At 62.9% G+C, this 19,357-nt stretch carries 18 protein-coding genes; 8 read left to right on the top strand and 10 right to left on the bottom strand.

The window, feature by feature from the left end:
• Positions 1-126: 126 nt before the first annotated feature.
• Genes QRM57_RS01800 through tkt form a run of 6 tightly spaced genes read right to left on the bottom strand, consistent with a single transcriptional unit; the run spans position 127 to position 6,776 of the window.
• A complete protein-coding gene (locus QRM57_RS01800; protein WP_284985331.1) occupies positions 127-1,206 on the bottom strand; it encodes a dipeptidase in 1,080 nt (359 codons plus the stop codon).
• 2 nt (positions 1,207-1,208) lie between these two features.
• Positions 1,209-2,228 (bottom strand): class II fructose-bisphosphate aldolase, encoded by a 1,020-nt coding sequence (gene fbaA / locus QRM57_RS01795; RefSeq protein ID WP_284985329.1) that lies wholly within the window; start codon positions 2,226-2,228, stop codon positions 1,209-1,211.
• 2 nt (positions 2,229-2,230) lie between these two features.
• Positions 2,231-2,704: a ribose-5-phosphate isomerase gene (locus QRM57_RS01790; protein WP_284985328.1), complete on the bottom strand. Its 474-nt coding sequence runs from the start codon at positions 2,702-2,704 to the stop codon at positions 2,231-2,233.
• A gap of 8 nt (positions 2,705-2,712) precedes the next feature.
• Complete coding sequence (gene rpe / locus QRM57_RS01785; protein WP_284985327.1) at positions 2,713-3,411, bottom strand: ribulose-phosphate 3-epimerase; 699 nt, start codon at positions 3,409-3,411, stop codon at positions 2,713-2,715.
• 45 nt (positions 3,412-3,456) lie between these two features.
• The gene (tal, locus tag QRM57_RS01780; RefSeq protein WP_284985326.1) at positions 3,457-4,575 is read right to left on the bottom strand and encodes a transaldolase; all 1,119 of its coding nucleotides are present in this window, start codon (positions 4,573-4,575) and stop codon (positions 3,457-3,459) included.
• Between the two features lie 23 nt (positions 4,576-4,598).
• Positions 4,599-6,776, bottom strand: coding sequence for a transketolase (gene tkt, locus QRM57_RS01775; protein ID WP_502868610.1), 2,178 nt, complete (start codon positions 6,774-6,776; stop codon positions 4,599-4,601).
• Positions 6,777-6,981: 205 nt separating this feature from the next.
• Here tkt and QRM57_RS01770 point away from each other — a divergent pair, with 205 nt between their 5' ends.
• On the top strand, positions 6,982-8,259 hold the full coding sequence (locus QRM57_RS01770; protein ID WP_284985325.1) for a helix-turn-helix transcriptional regulator: 1,278 nt from the start codon (positions 6,982-6,984) through the stop codon (positions 8,257-8,259).
• A gap of 98 nt (positions 8,260-8,357) precedes the next feature.
• Here the strand turns inward: QRM57_RS01770 and hxlA are convergent, their stop codons facing one another.
• Both hxlA and hxlB read right to left on the bottom strand, forming a co-directional pair.
• Positions 8,358-8,981, bottom strand: a complete 624-nt coding sequence (hxlA, locus tag QRM57_RS01765; RefSeq protein WP_235519826.1) for a 3-hexulose-6-phosphate synthase — start codon at positions 8,979-8,981, stop codon at positions 8,358-8,360.
• 55 nt (positions 8,982-9,036) lie between these two features.
• Positions 9,037-9,639: a 6-phospho-3-hexuloisomerase gene (hxlB, locus tag QRM57_RS01760; RefSeq protein ID WP_284985324.1), complete on the bottom strand. Its 603-nt coding sequence runs from the start codon at positions 9,637-9,639 to the stop codon at positions 9,037-9,039.
• A 218-nt stretch (positions 9,640-9,857) separates the two neighbouring features.
• On the opposite strand from hxlB, the gene QRM57_RS01755 reads away from it, so the two are divergent.
• From QRM57_RS01755 to QRM57_RS01745, 3 genes are all read left to right on the top strand, one after another.
• Positions 9,858-10,616 (top strand): FadR/GntR family transcriptional regulator, encoded by a 759-nt coding sequence (locus QRM57_RS01755; protein ID WP_284985323.1) that lies wholly within the window; start codon positions 9,858-9,860, stop codon positions 10,614-10,616.
• Positions 10,617-10,765: 149 nt separating this feature from the next.
• Positions 10,766-12,253: a glyceraldehyde-3-phosphate dehydrogenase gene (locus QRM57_RS01750; protein WP_284985321.1), complete on the top strand. Its 1,488-nt coding sequence runs from the start codon at positions 10,766-10,768 to the stop codon at positions 12,251-12,253.
• Positions 12,254-12,293: 40 nt separating this feature from the next.
• Entirely contained in the window at positions 12,294-13,319 is a 1,026-nt protein-coding gene (locus QRM57_RS01745; protein ID WP_284985320.1) for an ATP-dependent 6-phosphofructokinase, read from the top strand.
• Between the two features lie 13 nt (positions 13,320-13,332).
• Here the strand turns inward: QRM57_RS01745 and QRM57_RS01740 are convergent, their stop codons facing one another.
• A complete protein-coding gene (locus tag QRM57_RS01740; RefSeq protein WP_284985319.1) occupies positions 13,333-14,001 on the bottom strand; it encodes a response regulator in 669 nt (222 codons plus the stop codon).
• Positions 13,998-15,596: a sensor histidine kinase gene (locus QRM57_RS01735; protein ID WP_284985530.1), complete on the bottom strand. Its 1,599-nt coding sequence runs from the start codon at positions 15,594-15,596 to the stop codon at positions 13,998-14,000. The genes QRM57_RS01740 and QRM57_RS01735 overlap by 4 nt, the downstream gene beginning before the upstream one ends.
• A gap of 251 nt (positions 15,597-15,847) precedes the next feature.
• On the opposite strand from QRM57_RS01735, the gene QRM57_RS01730 reads away from it, so the two are divergent.
• Genes QRM57_RS01730 through QRM57_RS01715 form a run of 4 tightly spaced genes read left to right on the top strand, consistent with a single transcriptional unit; the run spans position 15,848 to position 19,357 of the window.
• Positions 15,848-16,858 (top strand): Bug family tripartite tricarboxylate transporter substrate binding protein, encoded by a 1,011-nt coding sequence (locus QRM57_RS01730; protein WP_284985318.1) that lies wholly within the window; start codon positions 15,848-15,850, stop codon positions 16,856-16,858.
• Positions 16,855-17,358, top strand: coding sequence for a tripartite tricarboxylate transporter TctB family protein (locus QRM57_RS01725; RefSeq protein ID WP_284985317.1), 504 nt, complete (start codon positions 16,855-16,857; stop codon positions 17,356-17,358). Before QRM57_RS01730 ends, QRM57_RS01725 begins: the two co-directional genes overlap by 4 nt.
• Entirely contained in the window at positions 17,358-18,968 is a 1,611-nt protein-coding gene (locus tag QRM57_RS01720; protein ID WP_284985316.1) for a tripartite tricarboxylate transporter permease, read from the top strand. The genes QRM57_RS01725 and QRM57_RS01720 overlap by 1 nt, the downstream gene beginning before the upstream one ends.
• On the top strand, positions 18,965-19,357 hold the full coding sequence (locus QRM57_RS01715; protein ID WP_235519818.1) for a universal stress protein: 393 nt from the start codon (positions 18,965-18,967) through the stop codon (positions 19,355-19,357). Before QRM57_RS01720 ends, QRM57_RS01715 begins: the two co-directional genes overlap by 4 nt.

Here is a 19,357-nt window from a genome sequence, read left to right as displayed (position 1 = left end):
CTACCGCCGGACTCCCGAAGCACGCCGTTCATGCGTCCGAACCCGCCGTTCGCAGCAGCGTCCGACTCACTTCAGGAAGAATCCGAATCAGCGGGATGGCACCCTGATGACCGTTCGGGGGCGTGTTTAGTGTTCCGCCGACGCTTCGGTGTCCCGCAGGACGCGGATCAGATTGCCGTGGGTCAGCGCGGCGATCTCAGAGCTGGACCATCCGCGGCGTTCCAGCTCCTCGAGCAAAGCGGGGAAGCGGTCCACCGATGCGATGTCGTGAGGCGGGGTCATCCCGTCGAAGTCACTGCCTATTCCGACGTGCTCCGCGCCGGCGACGTCCCGAATGTGCTCGATGTGGTTACAGATCTCCCGAATGCCGCAGGGAGGCTTTGGGTTCTCCGCGAGCCAGGCATTTTCCCGTACCGCCGCCTGCGGCCCGATCCAGTCCCCTTGCGCGGATTGACGCGCAGCAGACCATCGACGGTATTCCTCGGAAAGGAACTCTGGAAGAAACACCACCATGACGATCCCCCGGCTGGACCTGACCGCGCCCAACATGCTGTCCGTGACGTTACGGGGATGGTCGGATAGGGCCCGGGCGCCGGAGTGCGAGAAGAACAACGGGGCTTTGCTGAGGCGGGTGACCTGCTCGATCGTCGAATCTGCGCAGTGCGACAGGTCAATCAACATGCCCAGTTCGTTCATCGTTTCCACCACGGACTCGCCAAAGGCGTTGAGGCCTCCCACGCTTGGGACATCCGTTGCGCTGTCCGCCCACGCAGTGTTTCTGTTGTGCGTGAGGGTCATGTACCTGACGCCGTTGCGGTACATGAACCGCAGCACATCGAGGGAATCGAGGATCTGGTGCCCGCCTTCCATTCCCATCAGGGAGGCGATCCTCCCTTCAGAGAAGCATCGCTCGATGTCATCCGCGGACCGCGCGAGGGCAGTGAGCTGCGGGTAGGTCTCGCATAGACGGTGGACGGCCTCGATCTGGGCCAGTGTGAGGGCCGCCGCCTCGGCCGGGTCTGAGTCGGCGGGTACCCAGATGGACCAAAACTGTGCCCCTACTCCCCCATGCTTCAGGCGGACCAGGTCCGTCTGCAACAGCAGCTGCTCACGCGAAGGATCGAGACGTTCGAAGTCCAAGCCAGCCAGTTCATGATGCTTCCACAACATGTCGTTGTGGCCATCGATAATCAGGTGATGTTCCACGGCTAGAAGGTCTTGCCGACGGATCCGAGCTGCTGGGCGGCTTCGACGATGCGTGCGGCCATGCCTGCTTCGGCCGAAGCACCCCACACGCGGGGGTCGTAGGTCTTCTTGTTGCCCATTTCGCCGTCGACCTTCAGGACGCCGTCGTAGTTGGAGAACATGTGTCCGGCCACCGGGCGGGTGAACGCGTACTGGGTATCGGTGTCGATGTTCATCTTGATCACACCATAGGAAACAGCGTCAGCGATTTCCTGCTCCGTGGAACCCGAACCGCCGTGGAAGACGAGGTCGAACGGGTTTTCCTTGCCGATCTTCGCACCCACCTCGGCCTGGATCTGCTTGAGCAGTTCCGGGCGGAGCTTCACGTTGCCCGGCTTGTACACACCGTGCACGTTACCGAACGTCAACGCGGTCAGGTAACGGCCGTTCTCCCCGGCACCCAAGGCCTCGATCGTAGCCAGGGCGTCCTCGGTGGTGGTGTAGAGCTTCTCGTTGATCTCGTTCTCCACGCCGTCTTCTTCGCCACCAACGGTGCCGATTTCAACCTCGAGGATGATCTTCGCAGCAGCCGCGCGCTGCAAAAGTTCCCGGCCGATGCGCAGGTTCTCCTCCAGGGTCTCGTGCGAGCCGTCCCACATGTGCGAGTTGAAGATCGGGTCCTTGCCGGCCTTCACGGCTTCCTCGGACGCGGACAGCAACGGCAGGACAAAGTCCGCCAGCTTATCCTGCGGGCAGTGGTCCGTGTGCAAGGCGATGTTGACGTTGTAGTTCTTCGCAACTTCACGGGCGAACGCGGCGAAACCCAGCGAACCGGCCACCATGTCCTTGACCGAAGCACCGGACCAGTACGCTGCACCACCGGTGGAAACCTGGATGATGCCGTCCGATTCGGCCTCAGCGAAACCGCGGATCGCAGCGTTCAGAGTCTGCGACGACGTCACATTCACCGCAGGGAAAGCGAAACCGCCAGCCTTCGCACGATCAATCATCTCGGAGTAAATCTCTGGGGTTGCAATGGGCATGGCTACTCGGAAACCTCCCCGTCGGTCTCGTATGCGGTAATTTGGCCGATTCGACGCTCGTGGCGTTCGGCGTTGCTGAACGGTTCGGCAAGGAACGCTCTGATCAACTGCGTGGCTTCCTCCACACTGTGTTGGCGTCCACCCACAGCGATTACGTTTGCGTTGTTGTGTTGCCGGGCCAGCACAGCGGTGTCCACGTTCCACACCAACGCTGCTCGCACACCCTTGACTTTGTTCGCCGATATCTGTTCGCCGTTGCCGGACCCGCCCAGCACGATCCCCAGCGCCTCCACGCCCGCTTCCTGGTCATTGACGACGGCGGTCGCCGCCTTAATGCAGAACGCCGGGTAGTCGTCGTCCGGGTCGAAGGACGCGGGTCCGTGGTCCACCATGTCGTAGCCGCTGGCCGTCAACGCAGTGATCAGGTGCGAGCTGAGTTTCAGCCCGGCATGGTCTGTCGCTATGTGAACACGCATGCGTGGCCTCAGGCTTTCCGTGGATTGTTGGAGGCCAATGCAAGCTGTCCGTTGGTCCGCAGCGCCTCAATCGCCTCGGACGGTGAAGGCTTACCGTAAACGGCCGAACCCGCCACGAAGACATTGGCGCCGGCCTCCGCTGCGCGGAGGATGGTTTCCTCTGTAATGCCACCGTCAACCTGGATGGCCACGCTCACTCCGGAACCATCCACGGCCTCACGGGCACGTCGGATCTTGGGCAGCACCACGTCCAAGAACGCCTGGCCACCAAAGCCCGGCTCCACCGTCATGAGCAGCAGCATGTCAAGCTCCGAAAGCATGTCAAGGTAAGGCTCCACTGGAGTGGCTGGCCGCAGAGCCATGCCCGCTTTGGCCCCCCGGGCCCTGAGTTCGCGTGCGAGCTTGATGGGAGCCATCGCGGCCTCCACGTGGAAGGTGACCGACGAGAGGCCGGCGTCCGCGTACAGCGGTGCCCAACGGTCGGCGTCGGAAATCATCAGGTGGGCATCCAGCGGTACCGGGCTGACCTTTTGCAGCCGCTCCACGACAGGCAGACCGATGGTCAGGTTGGGGACGAAGCTGTTATCCATGACGTCGACGTGTACTGCGTCTGCGTTGCTGATGCGGGCCAGCTCGGATTCGAGGTTGGCGAAGTCAGCCGAGAGGATGCTGGGATTGATGCAGCAAGTCAGGGGCGAGCGGGACATGGTGCCTGCCTTTCGGTAAGGGTCAGAGCTGGCATTGCCAGGTGGTCACGCTGCATTGCGGGCGGCGGTGAGGGCACTTTCGACGTCGGAAAGCAGGTCGTTCCAGCTCGCGACGAACTTGTTAAGACCTTCGGATTCCAACTGGTCAACCACCTCGTTGTAGGTGATGCCGAGGTTTCGGAGGGAGCTGAGGACGACAGTCGCTTCGTCATAGGTACCCGCGATGGTGTCTCCCGTGACGATGCCATGGTCAAAGGTGGCATCCAGTGTCTTTTCCGGCATGGTGTTCACTACGCCGGCCGCAACGAGTTCCGTGACGTAGAGGGTGTCAGGGTATGCCGGGTCTTTGACACCGGTTGAAGCCCAGAGAGGACGCTGTGGACGCGCCCCCGCTGCAGCCAGAACAGCCCAGCGCTCCGTGGAGAAAAGTTCTTCGTACACGTGATAGGCGATCCGGGCATTGGCCAACCCTGCCTTGCCTTTGAGTGCCTTGGCTTCTTCGGTGCCGATGGCGTCAAGGCGCTGATCGATTTCCGTGTCGACACGGGAGACGAAGAACGATGCCACAGAGTGGATTTTCGAAAGATCATGACCGTTTTCCATGGCCCGCTTGATGCCCGACTGGAAGGCATCGATCACAGCCCGGTATCGGGCGAGGGAAAAGATCAGGGTCACGTTGACGCTGATTCCCTCCGCAAGAACCGCGCTGATGGCTGGGAGTCCTTCCCGGGTGGCCGGGATCTTGATCAGGACATTCTCCTTGTTGACCTTGGCGAAGAGCTTCTTGGCCTCGGCGATGGTGCCGGACGTGTCCCAGGCGAGGCGGGGGTCCACCTCGATGGAGACCCGGCCGTCAACACCATCGGTGGCAGCGGCGATGGGTGCGAAAAGATCGCAGGCATCTGCGACGTCGGTGGTAGTGAGCTCGAAGATCGTTTCCTCGACGCTGGCCCCTGCTGCGGCCTGCGCAATGATCGCGTCGTCGTAATCCGTGCCGGACGTGATGGCGGCCTGGAAGATGGACGGGTTGGTGGTCACACCCACCACGTTCTTGTGGTCGATGAGGTCCTGCAGGCTGCCACTTGAGAGCCTCTGGCGGGAAAGATCGTCCAGCCAAATGGAGAGACCGGCGTCGGAGAGTTGCTGGGTGGGAGTAGTAGACATGGTGATTCTCCTGTAGTCGATGATTAGGCCGTCAAGCCAGCGAGGGAGTCTTTGGCTGCGGCGGCAACGGCTTCGGCGGTGATGCCGAATTCGTTGAAGAGCCGCTTGTAGTCGGCGGAGGCGCCGAAGTGTTCCAGGGAGATGGAGCGGCCGGCGTCGCCGACGAATTCTTTCCAACCCAGGGCCAGGCCGGCTTCGACGGAGACGCGGGCCTTTACGGACGCGGGAAGGACAGACTCGCGGTAGGCCTCGTCCTGCTTGTTGAACCATTCAACGCAGGGCATGGAAACCACGCGGGCAGCGATGCCTTCGGCCTGGAGGGCTTCGCGGGCAGCGACGGCGAGTTGGACCTCTGAACCGGTGCCGATCAGGATCACCTGCGGGTCGACCGTCTGACCATCGCGGGAAGCCTCCGCCAGGACGTAGCCACCCTTGGCAACACCTGCGGAGGACGCGAAGGTATCCCCGGTGGCTTCGCCGTCACCGCGCTCAAAGACCGGCACGTTCTGGCGGGTCAGCACGATGCCTGCGGGGTTCTGGTGGTTCTCCAAGATGGTCTGCCAGGCGATCCCCACCTCATTGGCGTCGCCCGGGCGGACAACGTCCAGGCCCGGGATGGCCCGGAGGGTCGCGAGCTGCTCCACAGGCTGGTGGGTAGGCCCATCTTCACCCAGGCCGATGGAATCGTGGGACCACACATAGATGGAGGGGACCCCCATCAACGCTGACAACCGGATAGCCGGCTTCTGGTAGTCGCTGAAGATCAGGAACGTACCGGAGAATGCGCGGGTACGGCCGTGCAGGGAGATACCGTTCACGATCGACGCGGCAGCGTGCTCACGGATACCGAAGTGCAGGACACGTCCGTACGGGTTGCCCTTCCAGGCGTCCGTGGAACGAGATGTCGGGATGAACGACGGCGAACCCTCGATGGTGGTGTTGTTCGACTCGGCAAGGTCAGCGGAACCGCCCCAGAGTTCAGGAAGGACCGGGCCAATGGCGTTCAAGACCTTGCCCGAGGCCGCGCGGGTGGAAACGTCCTTGCCGGCCTCGAACACCGGCAGAACCTCGCCAAGATTGGCCGGAAGCTGCTTAGCCTCGATGCGCTCCAGAAGGGCGGCGCCCTCCGGATGTGAATTTTGCCAGGAAGAGAACGTCGCATCCCAGTGATCACGGGCAGCTGCACCCCGCTGAACAACCTTGCGGGCGTGGTCCAGAACGGCTTGTTCGACCTCGAAGGATTTCCCGGGGTCAAAGCCAAGGACCTCTTTGAGCGCTGCGACTTCCTCGGCACCGAGTGCGGAGCCGTGGATTTTGCCGGTGTTCTGCTTCTTCGGGGCCGGGTAGCCGATGATGGTGCGCAGCGAAATGATGGACGGCTTGGCGGTCTCCGCTTTGGCTGCGAGCAGCGCCGAGTAAAGTTCCTGGACGTCCTCGACGTAATCGCCGGTCGGATTGTTGTCGCTAGGGCGGGTCCAGTCCACGCGCTGGGTGTGCCAGCCGTAGGCTTCGTAGCGCTTGAGGACGTCCTCTGTGAACGCGATGTCGGTGTCGTCTTCAATGGAGATGTGGTTCTCGTCGTAGATCACTACGAGGTTGCCCAGTTCCTGGTGCCCGGCCAGCGAGGATGCCTCGGACGTGACACCTTCCTGGATGTCGCCGTCGGATGCGATCACCCAGATGGTGTGGTCGAACGGCGATTCGCCGGCGGGAGCATCGGCGTCGAACAGGCCGCGCTGGCGGCGCTGCGAGTAAGCGAACCCAACGGCGGACGCGAGGCCCTGGCCGAGCGGGCCAGTGGTGATCTCCACACCGGCGGTGTGCTTGTACTCGGGGTGGCCAGGGGTCAGCGAACCCCAGGTACGCAGTGCCTCAAGGTCCTTCAACTCCAAGCCATAGCCGGAGAGGAAAAGCTGGATGTAGAGCGTCAGGGAAGAGTGGCCCGGTGACAGGATGAAACGGTCGCGGCCGATCCACTCCGGATCGCGGGGGTCGTGCCTCATCAGCTTCTGGAACAGCAGGTACGCTGCCGGAGCCAAGCTCATCGCCGTACCAGGGTGGCCATTGCCGACCTTCTCCACGGCGTCGGCGGCCAACACGCGGGCCGTGTCAACAGCCCGCTGGTCCTCGACGGTCCACTCCAGTGTGGCTGCAAGACCTGAGTCGCTGAATGTGACCGCCGTGCTCTCTGTTTGGTTCACGATATGTCCCCTTCGATCAGTTGGCCTCCATAAAAAGGCTGGCCAGCACGTCATCTTTTGCTTGCTCCTCATACTTCCTAAACAAGGAGTGGGTGATAACACTGTTTTCTGACAGTTTTTGACTACACTTTCGGACGGGGTTCGATTCTGCCCCTACAGGGTGCGCGCTGCGGCGCCGCCCTGCTGAGCGCACAAGGATGCAGCCATGACTCTCTCTGACCTTCCCTGGCCGTTGTTGAACGCCGTGGCCGCCCTGGCCGATGCCCCGCTGTCCCACATAGCGCAGCGGCTCCGTGAAGCTGCCCTTCCTTCCGTCGGGAGCAGCGCCTTGGTCATTTTCACGGAGGACTGCACTGGGCGCCCGCAGAAAAAGGCCGGTGCGGAGGACATCATTTCCAAGGTCTCGATTGCCGAGCTCGACCTGCTTCGCGCGCAGTTGTCCGATGAGGATCCGTGGTTCGGTGAGGCCGAACTCGCCGGCAAACAAAGGCATGCGCTGGCCCTCAAGCACGCGCCCAGCAACGCACTACTGGTCCTCACCGATCCCAACCCGATCGAACCCGACACCAGTGCCTGGCTGGATCTGCTGCGGTTCCTCTGGAACCTGACCGCCCGGCGGATACAGGAAAAGGTCGCGGACGCACCGCCGTCGTATTTGGTGGAGTCGCGGGCGGCTTCGGCGGAGCGGCTCCGGGTCACAGCCGAGCTGACCGACCTGCATTCCACCACGTTGGAAACGCTTCTGGCCGCGCTGCGGTCATCGGCACTGGACCACGCCACAGCCCGCACCACCGTGACAGACCTCGCCGCGAAAGCGTTGATTGCGCTGCGCACACACAGCGACCGCACCACTGACTTGGTCGAAGAACCTGTGGCCAAGGCTTTTGAACGCCTGCGTGAGGACCTCCGCCCCCTCACCGGATTCAGCGGCATCGAGGTTCAGTTCATCGAACCACCCCTCAACGGCCGGGCGCTCCCCGGGGAGGTCGCGCACGCTGCACGCGCGATCGTCCGTGGACTCGTCCTGGTCATGATGGAGCAGCCGGAGGTAACCCGGATACGCACGCATTGGGATTGCGACGGCGAGAACCTGCTGATCAACGTGCGCGACGACGGCGGCGGGGCGTTGACCACCAAGGATCCCAATATCGGCCGCCTGGACCGCAGGGTCCAGGCCCTCACCGGTCAGCTGCGGATGGACGTCATGTCCGGCTGGGGTGCGGACGTCTTCGTTTCACTGCCGCTGGATCTTCCGGCACGTCCGGCTGGCGATGTCGCCGGCTGGAACCTGGCCGCACGCGAGTTGGAGGTCCTCCAGCATCTGGCTTCCGGGCACCGCAACCGCACCATCGCCGCGGCCATGGGCATCAGCGAAAATACGGTGAAGTTCCACGTGCGGAACCTTTTCAAAAAGCTCGACGTCGGTTCACGAACTGAGGCGATCGCGCTGGCCCACAGCCACGGCATGCGGCAGCAGGGGTGAAACTACTCGAAAGAGTAGTAGAAGTGATTGACGCGGACATCAAAAAAGGTGGTGCCCCAAGACTCATCGTCCGCGGGACACCACCTTCGATCCGTTTGCTACACGATAGCTGCGCGAAGAGCCTTGGCGGCCACCGCCGGATCGTCGGCACCGTAGATGGCGCCGCCGGCCACAGCGACGTCGGCACCAGCCTTTTGGACGTCTCCGATGGTGGCAACCTTGACGCCGCCAGCCACTGAGAACGGAACACGGGCTTCCGAGCCGGCGCGGAGGAGACCGTTCAGGTCGAAGCCGGGTTTGGCCTGCTCATCCAGGCCAGCGTGCATTTCCACGAACTTGGCGCCCAGGGCGCGGACCTCCTTGGCGCGGGTGACTTTGTCCGCGATGCCGATAAGGTCAACAACAACGCCCTTGTTATGCGCTTTAGCTGCCTTGACCGCCCCTGCAATGGTGGAGTCGTCAGCGGCTCCGAGCACGGTTACCAGGTCAGCCCCGGCCTTGAACGCGATGTCGGCCTCGAGCTCACCGGCATCCATGGTCTTGAGGTCCGCGAAGACGATCTTGTCCGGGTGCGCGTCCTTGACCGCCGTAATCACGGACAGGCCCTCCGCTTTGATCAACGGAGTGCCGAGCTCAATGATGTCAACGTATTCGGCGACCTGACCAGCCAGCTCCAGGGCGGCTTCGGTGGTCAGGAGGTCGATGGCAACTTGGAGTTTCATGACGTTACTGCTTTCTGTTGAGAACTGATCTGAGTGTGAGAAATCGATGGGTGGGTTACTCGAGGTTCGCGTGCCGCAGCCACAGCTCTTCGGCAGGCTGCGGATCGTTGTCCCAGAGGGACTGGAAGATGGCTTCCGTGGCCACGAACAGGGCCTGCTCAAACAGCGAGCCGGAGTACTGACGGGTCTTCGACGATCCGTGGTCGGTCTTCTGGGCTGCCGGAATGATCACCAATGCATCAGCAAGCCCAGCGAGCGGCGAGTCCGGGTTGGTGGTGAAAGCTGCGATGCGGGCCCCTGCCTTAGCGGCCGTTTCCGCGGACTTGACCACCCCGGAGGTGGTGCCCGATCCGGAGGCCACCAGAAGGAGGTCTCCGGAGGAGATGGCCGGAGTTGTTACATCACCGGCGATATGGACAGCCAGGCCCAAATGCATCAATCGCATGCCGGCCATCCGAAGGACCAGCCCGCTGCGACCGGCTCCCGCCACGAAGATTCGTCCAGGGTGTGCGAGGTGGCTTGCAATGCGGGCCATCTGCTGTTCATCAATCTTGACGACCGTCCCCGACATCTCGTCAAGGACGAGGGAAATGTTGCGGGCAATGTCGGACGGGGTCGTGGTCGGAGCCGCATTCGTTGCGTTTGCTGCCGGATTCACAATCTATGGTCCCTTCGATTCGGTCCTCTGCCCGTAGGGGCCTTCGGAGTGATGTTCGGTTGTTGACTATGCTTCCGAAACACAAGGGATGGGGTAACACTGTTTTCTGACGGTTCTTCCTACCCTTAAGGATGGGGTGGCAGTCCTCAGCCCAGCCTGCGCAACCGTGCTCTGTAGTATTGGAGCCACCTCGTAGCCGTTCTTGGGAGCTGAGACACTTGGCACCGCCTTCTCCGTTCGAGTCGCAGATCTACCGGCCACTGCCGGAGATCGAGCGGGCCGAGGCGATCGTCGACAGGATCTCCACGGCCGTTGCTTTGGGTTTGCTCAACGTCGGTGAACGCCTGCCGGCGGAGACCGCCCTCTCGGAAAAGTTCGGTGTTGGGGGCACGACTCTTCGCGAAGCCCTGACTGAACTGCGCATCCGGGGAACCGTGGAGACCCGCAGAGGGCGAAGTGGCGGGTCGTTCGTCGCCGGATACCCCCTGTACCCTGCCGACGAGATGCAGGCGTGGTTCCTCTCAACATCGATTCCGGAAATACGGGACATCGGTGAGGAGCACATTGCCATCTCCACGGCAGTTGTCCGTCTTGCCTGCGAGCGCGCCGAACCCCAGGACTTCAAGTGCCTGCATATGTTGGCCGGCGTACTGGACGGTGCTGCGTCTCCCGAAGTCCGAGCAGCCGCGGATAGCCGGTTCCACATCCAACTTGCTGTCGCCGCCCGGTCACCGAGGCTTGCCAGCGCCGAGATCCGGCTCCAACAAGAGACCGTCCAACAGCTATGGACTCCTCTCGGGGTGCCGGTAGACACCGCAACCGCTGCCGCCGAGCACCTTGGACTGGCCCGGGCAATAGCCCGGGACCAACCGGGCACAGCGGAGGCCTTGGTGCAGGAACACATCAGGCGGAACGTCTTCCATCTGATCGACACGAAACTCACCCTCGAGTACGCCCAGTCCCAGCAACGGGACTGAAAGGACCGCGCCCACTCAAAGGAGTGGGAAGAACCATCCCGAATTAGCGTTTCGGGTTCGTCGCGCCCGAAGGACGATGGAAGTCAGCCGCTGCAGCATTCGTTGCCGCAGGCGAACCTGTCCCACAGCTCCTCCGGAAAGGCAGACCGATGCTTACTTCAGATACTTGCCTTGCCGAATGGATGGGGCGGGAGGCCCTCGCCGAGGCCATGATTCCCGTCATAGGCCGGCTCTACCGGGAAAACAACGTGGTCACCACCATCCACGGACGCAGCCTGGTCAATCAGTCCGCCATGAGCATCCTCAAAGCCCATCGTTTCGCCCGCCGGATCAGCAAGGAGGAACTCCTCCTGGAAGAGACCGCTCCCTTGGTCAACGCATTGGTCCAACTCCAGCTCGGACCGGCAACCGTCGATATCGCCCGCCTGAACCAGAAGTTCAAGGACAAGCGCACGGGCACCAGCGTTGAGGAATTCCTCCGCGCAGAACTCGCGGGAGTAGCGGGCAGGCGCGGCGGCGGGGCCGGCGGCAGCACCGACGTCGTGCTTTATGGTTTTGGCCGTATTGGACGCCTGCTGACGCGGCTTCTGGTGGAACAGGCGGGCGGCGGCCATGGCCTGCGGCTTCGGGCGGTTGTTGTTCGCAAAGGCGCGGAGAACGACCTCACCAAGCGCGCCAGCCTGCTGCGTCGGGACTCGGTCCATGGACCCTTCGAAGGGTCCATCAAGGTAGACCACGAGGCCAACACCATTACGGCCAACGGCGTCCGCATCCAGGTCATCTACTCGGACAACCCCGCCACGGTCGATTACACGGCGTACGGGATCAGGGACGCCTTGATTGTTGACAACACCGGACGGTGGCGGGACGCAGAAGGCCTCTCGCAGCACCTCCTGAGTCAAGGTGCCGCCCGTGTTTTGCTGACCGCACCGGGCAAGGGTGGGCTGAAGAACATCGTGCACGGCATCAACCACCGGGACGTCAACGACGACGACACGATCGTCTCCGCGGCGTCCTGCACCACCAACGCCATCACACCGATCCTGCAAGCCCTCAATGACAAGTACGGAATAGTCCATGGCCATGTGGAAACGGTCCACTCGTTCACGAACGATCAGAACCTCATAGACAACTTTCACCAGGGAAACCGCCGGGGCCGCTCTGCTGCGCTGAACATGGTCATCACCGAAACCGGGGCTGCCAGGGCCGTGGCGAAGGCGCTGCCCGAGTTGCAGGGCAAGCTCACCGGAAGCGCCATCCGGGTGCCCACGCCTGACGTGTCCATGGCCATACTGAACCTGAACCTTGAGCGCGGCACCACCAAGGACGACGTCAACACTTACCTGCGCGGAATGGCGCTGCATTCGGACCTACGGCATCAGATCGATTACATCGATTCCCCGGACGTTGTTTCCACGGACTTCGTGGGGTCCCGGCACACAGGGATAGTAGATGGGCTGGCCACCATCTCGAACGGCAAGAACCTGGTTCTCTACGTCTGGTACGACAACGAGTTCGGCTACAGCTGCCAGGTTGTCCGGATTATGGAGGAAATGGCAGGCGTGCACCGGCCGTCCTACCCCGTGGCGAACATGGTGGAGGAAGCCCTGTCCGTACTGGCAGCCGCGGGCTCCTGATGGCCGTCCAAAAGCCAGCCCCAACAAAGTGAGCTGAAGCATGAAGATTGGAATCCTGACCAGCGGCGGCGACTGCCCCGGATTGAATGCGGTGATCCGCGGGGCGGTCCTGAAGGGCATCGCCATCCACGGACTCGAGTTCGTGGGGTTCCGGGACGGATGGCGCGGAGTGGTGGAAGGTGACGTCGTCGATATCCCCCGCTCCATGGTCCGCGGCATTGCCAAGCAAGGCGGCACCATCCTGGGGACATCGCGCACCAACCCTTTCGGCGATGGTGGTGGCCCGGACGTCATCAAAGGGCACTTGGACCGCCTGGGCATTGACGCAATCATCGCGATCGGTGGTGAGGGCACCCTGGCCGCCGCCCAAAGGCTCACCGATGCCGGGCTCAATATCGTGGGCGTTCCCAAGACCGTGGACAACGATCTCGACGCCACGGATTACAGCTTCGGATTCGATACCGCGGTGCATATCGCCACCGAAGCGATGGACCGGCTCCGGACCACCGGTGAGTCGCACCACCGCTGCATGATCGCTGAGGTCATGGGACGGCACGTGGGCTGGATCGCCCTCCACTCAGGTATGGCGTCCGGCGCGCATGCCATCCTGATTCCTGAGCAAAAGGTCAGCGTGGAGCGGATCGGCCAATGGATGCTGGAAGCACATGCCCGCGGCAGGGCACCCTTGCTGGTAGTAGCTGAGGGCTTCGTTCCTAACCACATGGAGACCCCTCACTCCGAACGGGGCCTGGACACCTTCGGCCGTCCACGTATGGGTGGCATCGCCGATCAGTTAGCCCCGCAACTGGAAGTGATTACGGGTATCGAAACCCGGACTGCGATCCTCGGCCATATCCAGCGCGGTGGAGTGCCGACCGCTTTTGACCGTGTGTTGGCCACGCGTTTGGGCATGGCCGCAGTCCACTCCGTCGTCGAGGGTCGTTGGGGCACCATGGTGGCGCTCAAAGGGACGGAAATATTGAGTGTGAGTTTCGATGAGGCTTTGGGGAAACTCAAGACCGTTCCCCAGGACCGTTATGACGAAGCTGCCGTCCTGTTCGGCTAGGCAGGGATACCCGTCACCGCCCCTTCAACACGTATCGCCGTTCAGGACGTCCGACGCCGTACTTGAGTCGGACGTCCAACGCACCTTCGTCGTGGAGGTACTCAAGGTATCGGCGGGCGCTCACACGGGAAGTTCCCAGCTGTTCGGCAACCTCGGCGGCGGACAGGTCTCCGGGCGCGGACTTGAGCGCGGATTCGACCAGTTCGAGGGTCTCCACGCTGCAGCCCTTGGGCAGTGACCGCTCCGAGACGCTGACACCGAATACCCGGTTGACGTCGGCTTGTTCAGCCTGGTCCTTGGAAGAATCCAGTCCTTGGTAGGCGCTGAGGTAGTGTTCCAGCCTTTCCTGCAGGTCCGCTTGGGAGAACGGCTTGATCAGGTAATGCACTATCCCGCCACGCAGGGCTTTGCGCACTGTCTCTACTTCCCGGGCGGCACTGATCACCAGTACGTCCAGGTCCGGGGCCACGTCCCGGAGCTGGTGCATCAGGTCCAGGCCACTGATGTCCGGAAGGTGGATGTCCAATAGCACCAGGTCGGGTTGAAGGCGTTCGGTTTCCATCACGGCACGGGCTCCGGTGTGGGCCACTCCCACCACTTCAAAGTGGGGTGTCCTCTGGATGAACCCGGCGTGGACTTTGGCCACCATGAAGTCGTCGTCGACGATCAGGACCTTGATCACGGCTGCGCTGCCTCTTTCTTTGCGTGTGAATCCTGCTTTGTGAACCGGGCGGTGAACACGGCACCCGCGTCGTTGGCCACGGTCAGGTCCCCTCCGCTGCGCCGGCAAATCACCCGCGAGAGCGCCAGCCCAAAACCCCGGGCGTCTCCGGGGCCCGGGTCCTTGGTGGAGAAGCCTTGCCGGAAAATCTCTTCTGCGGAATCCGAGGGTACGCCGGGGCCGTTGTCCCGAACGGTGACGGTGACGCCGTCCACCGAGTCGGCCACCAGAACGGTGACCGCTGCCCCCGCAAACCCGGTGACGGCGTCGAACGCGTTATCCACCAGGTTCCCCACCACGGTGGTGACGTCCCGGGAGAGTTCCTCGGGCACCGGCGAAAGAGTGGACCCGGGGTCCAACTGCACGTCCACGCCACGTTCCGACGCCAGGCTGGCCTTGGCGATAAGCAGGGCGGCGAGCGCGGGGTCTTCGATCCGGCTGGTGATGTCGTCGTTGAGCCGGGTGCGTTCCACTGTGGCGCCGTTGACGAACTGCACCACGGAGTCGTATTCGCCGATCTGGATCAGGCCAGAGATGACGTGGAGTTGGTTGGCGAACTCGTGCGCTTGCGCCCGCAACGTGTTGGTGACTGTGCGGGTGGCGCCCAGTTCGCTCTCCAAGGAGGACAGTTCTGTCCGGTCCCTCAGGGTTGTCACGGAACCGATGTCGCGCCCATGCGAGTGGAGGGCCACGCGGTTCATCACCACTAGCCGTTCACCTACCAGCACCAACTGGTCCGGGTCTGCTTGGTCGCGCGTCAGGACGGTCTTCAGCGCGGGGTCCACATGAAGGGACCGGAGCTTCTTGCCGACGCAGTCCGGCGGAAGGCCCAGGAGCTGCCGCGCGCTTTGGTTGGCCACGGTGATCCGTTCGTGGGGATCCAGCGCGACAACGCCTTCTTTCAAACCCTGCAACATGGCTTCGCGGTTCTCCACCAGACCTGTGATTTCCCGGGGTTCCATGCCCAGTGTCTGGCGTTTTACGCGCCGGGACAACAGGAGCGAGCCGGCCACTCCCAGGACACTTGCAACTCCCAGGTAGGTGAGCAGGTTGGGCACGGCGTCGCCCAGGCGTTCCAGTGTGGAGGGATAGTTGCGGCTGATCGAGGCGATGCCGATCATGGTTCCGGAGTCGTCTATGACCGGCACGTGGGCGGAAAGGACTTCGCTGTTGTTGGCGTTGAGTACACCGGTCCAGGCACGGCCCTCCATGACCCTGCTTTCACCCAGGGGAAGCTTGCGGCCTATCAGTCCGGGGTCGGAGGCAGTGATGACGGTGCCATCCAATTTGGCCAACGCTACGTGCGCCGATCCGGACACCGTGCGGACGGACTCGGCAACTGCCGGAAGGGCTGAACCGCCACGTGGTTCTGCCGTGGGCAGCAGTGCCCGTACGGTGGGGTTGTTGCCCAGGGCTTCGGCGGCGGACAACGCCCTGCGCCCCTCGGTCCGTTCGAAAGCTTCGGCGGATTGGGCCAGGGAGATTGCGACAACAGCTACCAGGACGGCCAACACAATGAGCAACTGCAGTACCAGGTATTGCCCTGCAAGGGACATGCCTCTGCGTCGAGTCACGGTGCGGTTCCTTAGGTGGTGCCGGTGATCGGAGCTGGCTGGGGGGTGCTCCGCGTGGCGTACGGGAACTATACCCCAGACCCTTCCGGGACCTTTGCGGTCCGTGAACGCAATGAACTTAAAGATCACTGCGAACACAAGAGTGATCGCCGTCACGCGCCCGCCTAGCATCAGTCTCCGGGGCTCAACGATGACCGCCCTGGACAGAATTCATAACTGAGAAGAGGAACACCATGCGCCAGATCCGCGCATTGCGAGTCGCCGCCGTCGCCGCCGGCCTCGCCCTGATGGCCACAGGTTGCGGTGCCACAGGCAAGAACTCCACCGGTTCGGAAACCTCCGGCGCGGCAGCCGGACCCATCACCGGGCTCCAGATCATGGTGCCGAACACTCCCGGCGGCGGCTATGACACCACGGCCCGCGCAGCGGCCAAGGTCCTTGATGACGAGAAGATCGCCAACAACACCGAGGTCTTCAACCTCGCCGGTGCCGGCGGCACTGTCGGCCTGGCCCGGGTGGTCAATGAGAAGGGCAATGGCGATCTCGCCATGTTGATGGGCCTGGGCGTCGTTGGTGCCAGCTACACCAACAAGTCGCAGTCAAAGCTGACGGACACTACGCCCCTGGCAAAGCTGATTGAAGAGCCGGGCGCCATCATGGTCAGCAAGGACTCCCCCTACAAGACCATCGACGACCTTGTGAAAGCCTGGAAGGCTGATCCGGGATCCATCTCAGTGGGCGGAGGCTCCTCCCCCGGCGGACCTGACCACCTGCTGCCGATGCAGTTGGCCGGTGCCGTTGGCATCGACGCCACCAAGGTCAACTTTGTTTCCTACGACGGCGGTGGCGACCTCCTGCCCGCCATCCTGGGCAACAAGCTCGGCTTTGCCGCTTCCGGCGCCGGTGAGTACCTGGAGCAGATCAAGTCCGGCGAAGTCCGTGTGCTCGCCACCAGCGGTGAAAAGCGGCTCGACGGCGTGGACGCACCCACGCTGAAGGAATCCAACATTGACCTGGTGTTCAGCAACTGGCGTGGCGTGGTGGCCCCTCCAGGCATCAGCGACGCCGACAAGCAGTCCCTGATCGCCGCACTGGAGAAAATGCACGCTTCCGAGGGCTGGAAGCAAGCGCTGAAGACCCACAGCTGGACGGACGCTTTTGTCACCGGCGATCAGTTCAAGACCTTCCTGACCGACCAGGACAAGCGGGTGGCGGACGTCCTCACCAAGCTTGGTCTGGCGTGAGCTCTGCAGTAACAGGCTTGAAAGGCCGCGCCGAGCTGGGGGTAGCCCTCCTGCTCGGCGTGGTTGGCGTCCTTGTTTTCCTCGACGCCAACGGCCTGGTAACCCCGTACTCCAAGTCAGACCCCGTTGGCCCCAAAACGGTCCCGTTCATTGTTGCCGGAATTCTCCTGATCTGCGCGGTGCTGCTGGCCATCAACGTCCTCCGTGGCGGTAAAGGCGAAGCCGAAGAAGGCGAGGATGTGGACCTGACCCATCCTGCGGACTGGAAGACCATCCTTCCGTTGGCGGGTGCATTCCTCCTGAACATCCTGCTGATCGACTGGGCCGGCTGGGTCATCTCCGGCACCGTCCTGTTCTGGGGCAGCGTCCTTGCCCTGGGCAGCCGCCGGTACATTCGCGACGGAATCATCTCCGTGGCGCTCTCCCTGCTCACCTTCTACGGCTTCTACCTCGGCCTGGGCATTGCTTTGCCGGCCGGGCTCCTGGAAGGAATCCTCTGATGGACGTCTGGTCCTCCTTGATGGACGGTTTCTCCACCGCCCTGACTCCCATGAACCTGATGTACGCCATGATCGGCGTCATCCTGGGCACCGCTGTTGGTGTCCTCCCCGGGCTGGGCCCGGCCATGACCGTGGCACTGCTCCTCCCCGTTACTTATGCCCTTGAACCCACCAGCGCGTTCATCATGTTCGCCGGTATCTACTACGGCGGCATGTACGGCGGCTCCACCACCTCCATCCTGTTGAATACACCGGGTGAATCCTCATCCGTGGTTACAGCCATTGAAGGCAACAAGATGGCCAAGGCGGGACGCGCCGCCCAAGCGCTTGCGACGGCGGCCATCGGCTCGTTCGTTGCCGGAACCATTGGCACCACCCTCCTTGCCGTCTGCGCGCCGATCGTTGTGAAGTTCGCCGTCAGCCTGGGCTCGCCCAGCTACTTCGCGATCATGATGCTGGCGCTCCTGGCCGTCACCGCAGTCCTGGGCAAGTCACGTCTCCGCGGCTTTGCCTCCTTGGGCCTGGGCCTGGCCATCGGCCTGGTTGGTTTGGACTCCGTGACCGGTCAAAGCCGCCTCACGTTCGGCATTCCGCTGTTGTCCGACGGACTGGACATTGTGGTGGTGGCAGTCGCTATCTTCGCCGTGGGTGAAGCGCTCTGGGTTGCCGCGCATCTGCGCCGTACTCCGTTGCACATCATTCCGGTGGGCCGTCCGTGGATGGGCAAGAAGGACTGGCAGCGTTCCTGGAAGCCGTGGCTCCGCGGCACAGTGTTCGGTTTCCCGTTCGGCGCACTCCCAGCAGGTGGAGCCGAAATCCCCACGTTCCTCTCCTACGTCACGGAAAAGCGCCTCAGCAAGCACCCCGAAGAATTCGGACACGGTGCAATTGAGGGCGTGGCCGGGCCAGAAGCTGCCAACAACGCAGCGGCGGCGGGCACGCTCACCCCCATGCTGGCCCTCGGGTTGCCCACCAACGCAACGGCCGCCGTGATGCTCGCAGCATTTACGTCCTACGGCATCCAGCCTGGTCCGCAGCTCTTCTCCAGCCAAGGACCGTTGGTCTGGGCGTTGATTGCCAGCCTCTTCATTGGCAACCTCCTGCTCCTGCTGATCAACCTTCCGCTGGCACCCCTGTGGGCCAAGCTCCTGCAACTCCCCCGCCCGTATCTGTACGCAGGCATCCTGTTCTTCGCCACCCTGGGCGCCTACTCGGTGAACCTGCAGGCGTTCGACCTGGTGATCCTGCTGGTCCTCGGCGCACTCGGCTTCATGATGCGGCGGTTCGGGCTCCCCGTCCTGCCGCTCATCCTGGGCGTCATCCTCGGCCCTCGCCTGGAAGGCCAGCTCCGCAAGACCCTGCAGCTCAGTGCCGGCGACCCTGCCGGGCTCTTCAGTGAGCCGATCGCCGTCGGAATTTATGTGATCATCGGCATCATCCTGGCGTGGCCGCTGGTGCTCAAGCTCATCCGGCGCAGCCGTCCGGCAAAGGCCATGCCCATTGGCTACGACGACGCTGAACCCAGCGCGGACCACGCCGTTGCGTCCGTGCCGCCGTCAACCACCACGGAAGCCACCATCCCAACCCATCGGAAACAGGAGAAACCATGACCATCGTGGTGGGATACGTCCCCACACCCGAAGGCGAAGCGGCGCTGACCCAGGCCATCGCAGAGGCCAAGAAGAGCAATGACACTCTGTTGGTCATCAACTCCTCCAAGGGCGACGCCCTGGTGGACAACCGTTACGCCCAGGAGCCGGACATCCAGAGCATCGAGGAACGTCTTGCTTCGCAGGGCGTGCAGCACGTCATCAAGCAGCCCATCCGCGGCCACGACGCAGCAGCCGAAGTGCTGGACGCAGCTGATGAGCATGACGCCGGGCTGATCGTGATCGGCCTCCGCCGCCGCAGCCCGGTGGGCAAGCTCATCATGGGCAGCGTCTCCCAGCGGATCCTGCTGGAGGCGGACTGCCCCGTGCTGGCGGTCAAGGCGGACTGA

Source organism: Arthrobacter sp. fls2-241-R2A-172, assembly GCF_030208885.1.
Lineage (GTDB): Bacteria > Actinomycetota > Actinomycetes > Actinomycetales > Micrococcaceae > Arthrobacter.
This window is presented reverse-complemented; position numbering and strand designations above follow the sequence as displayed.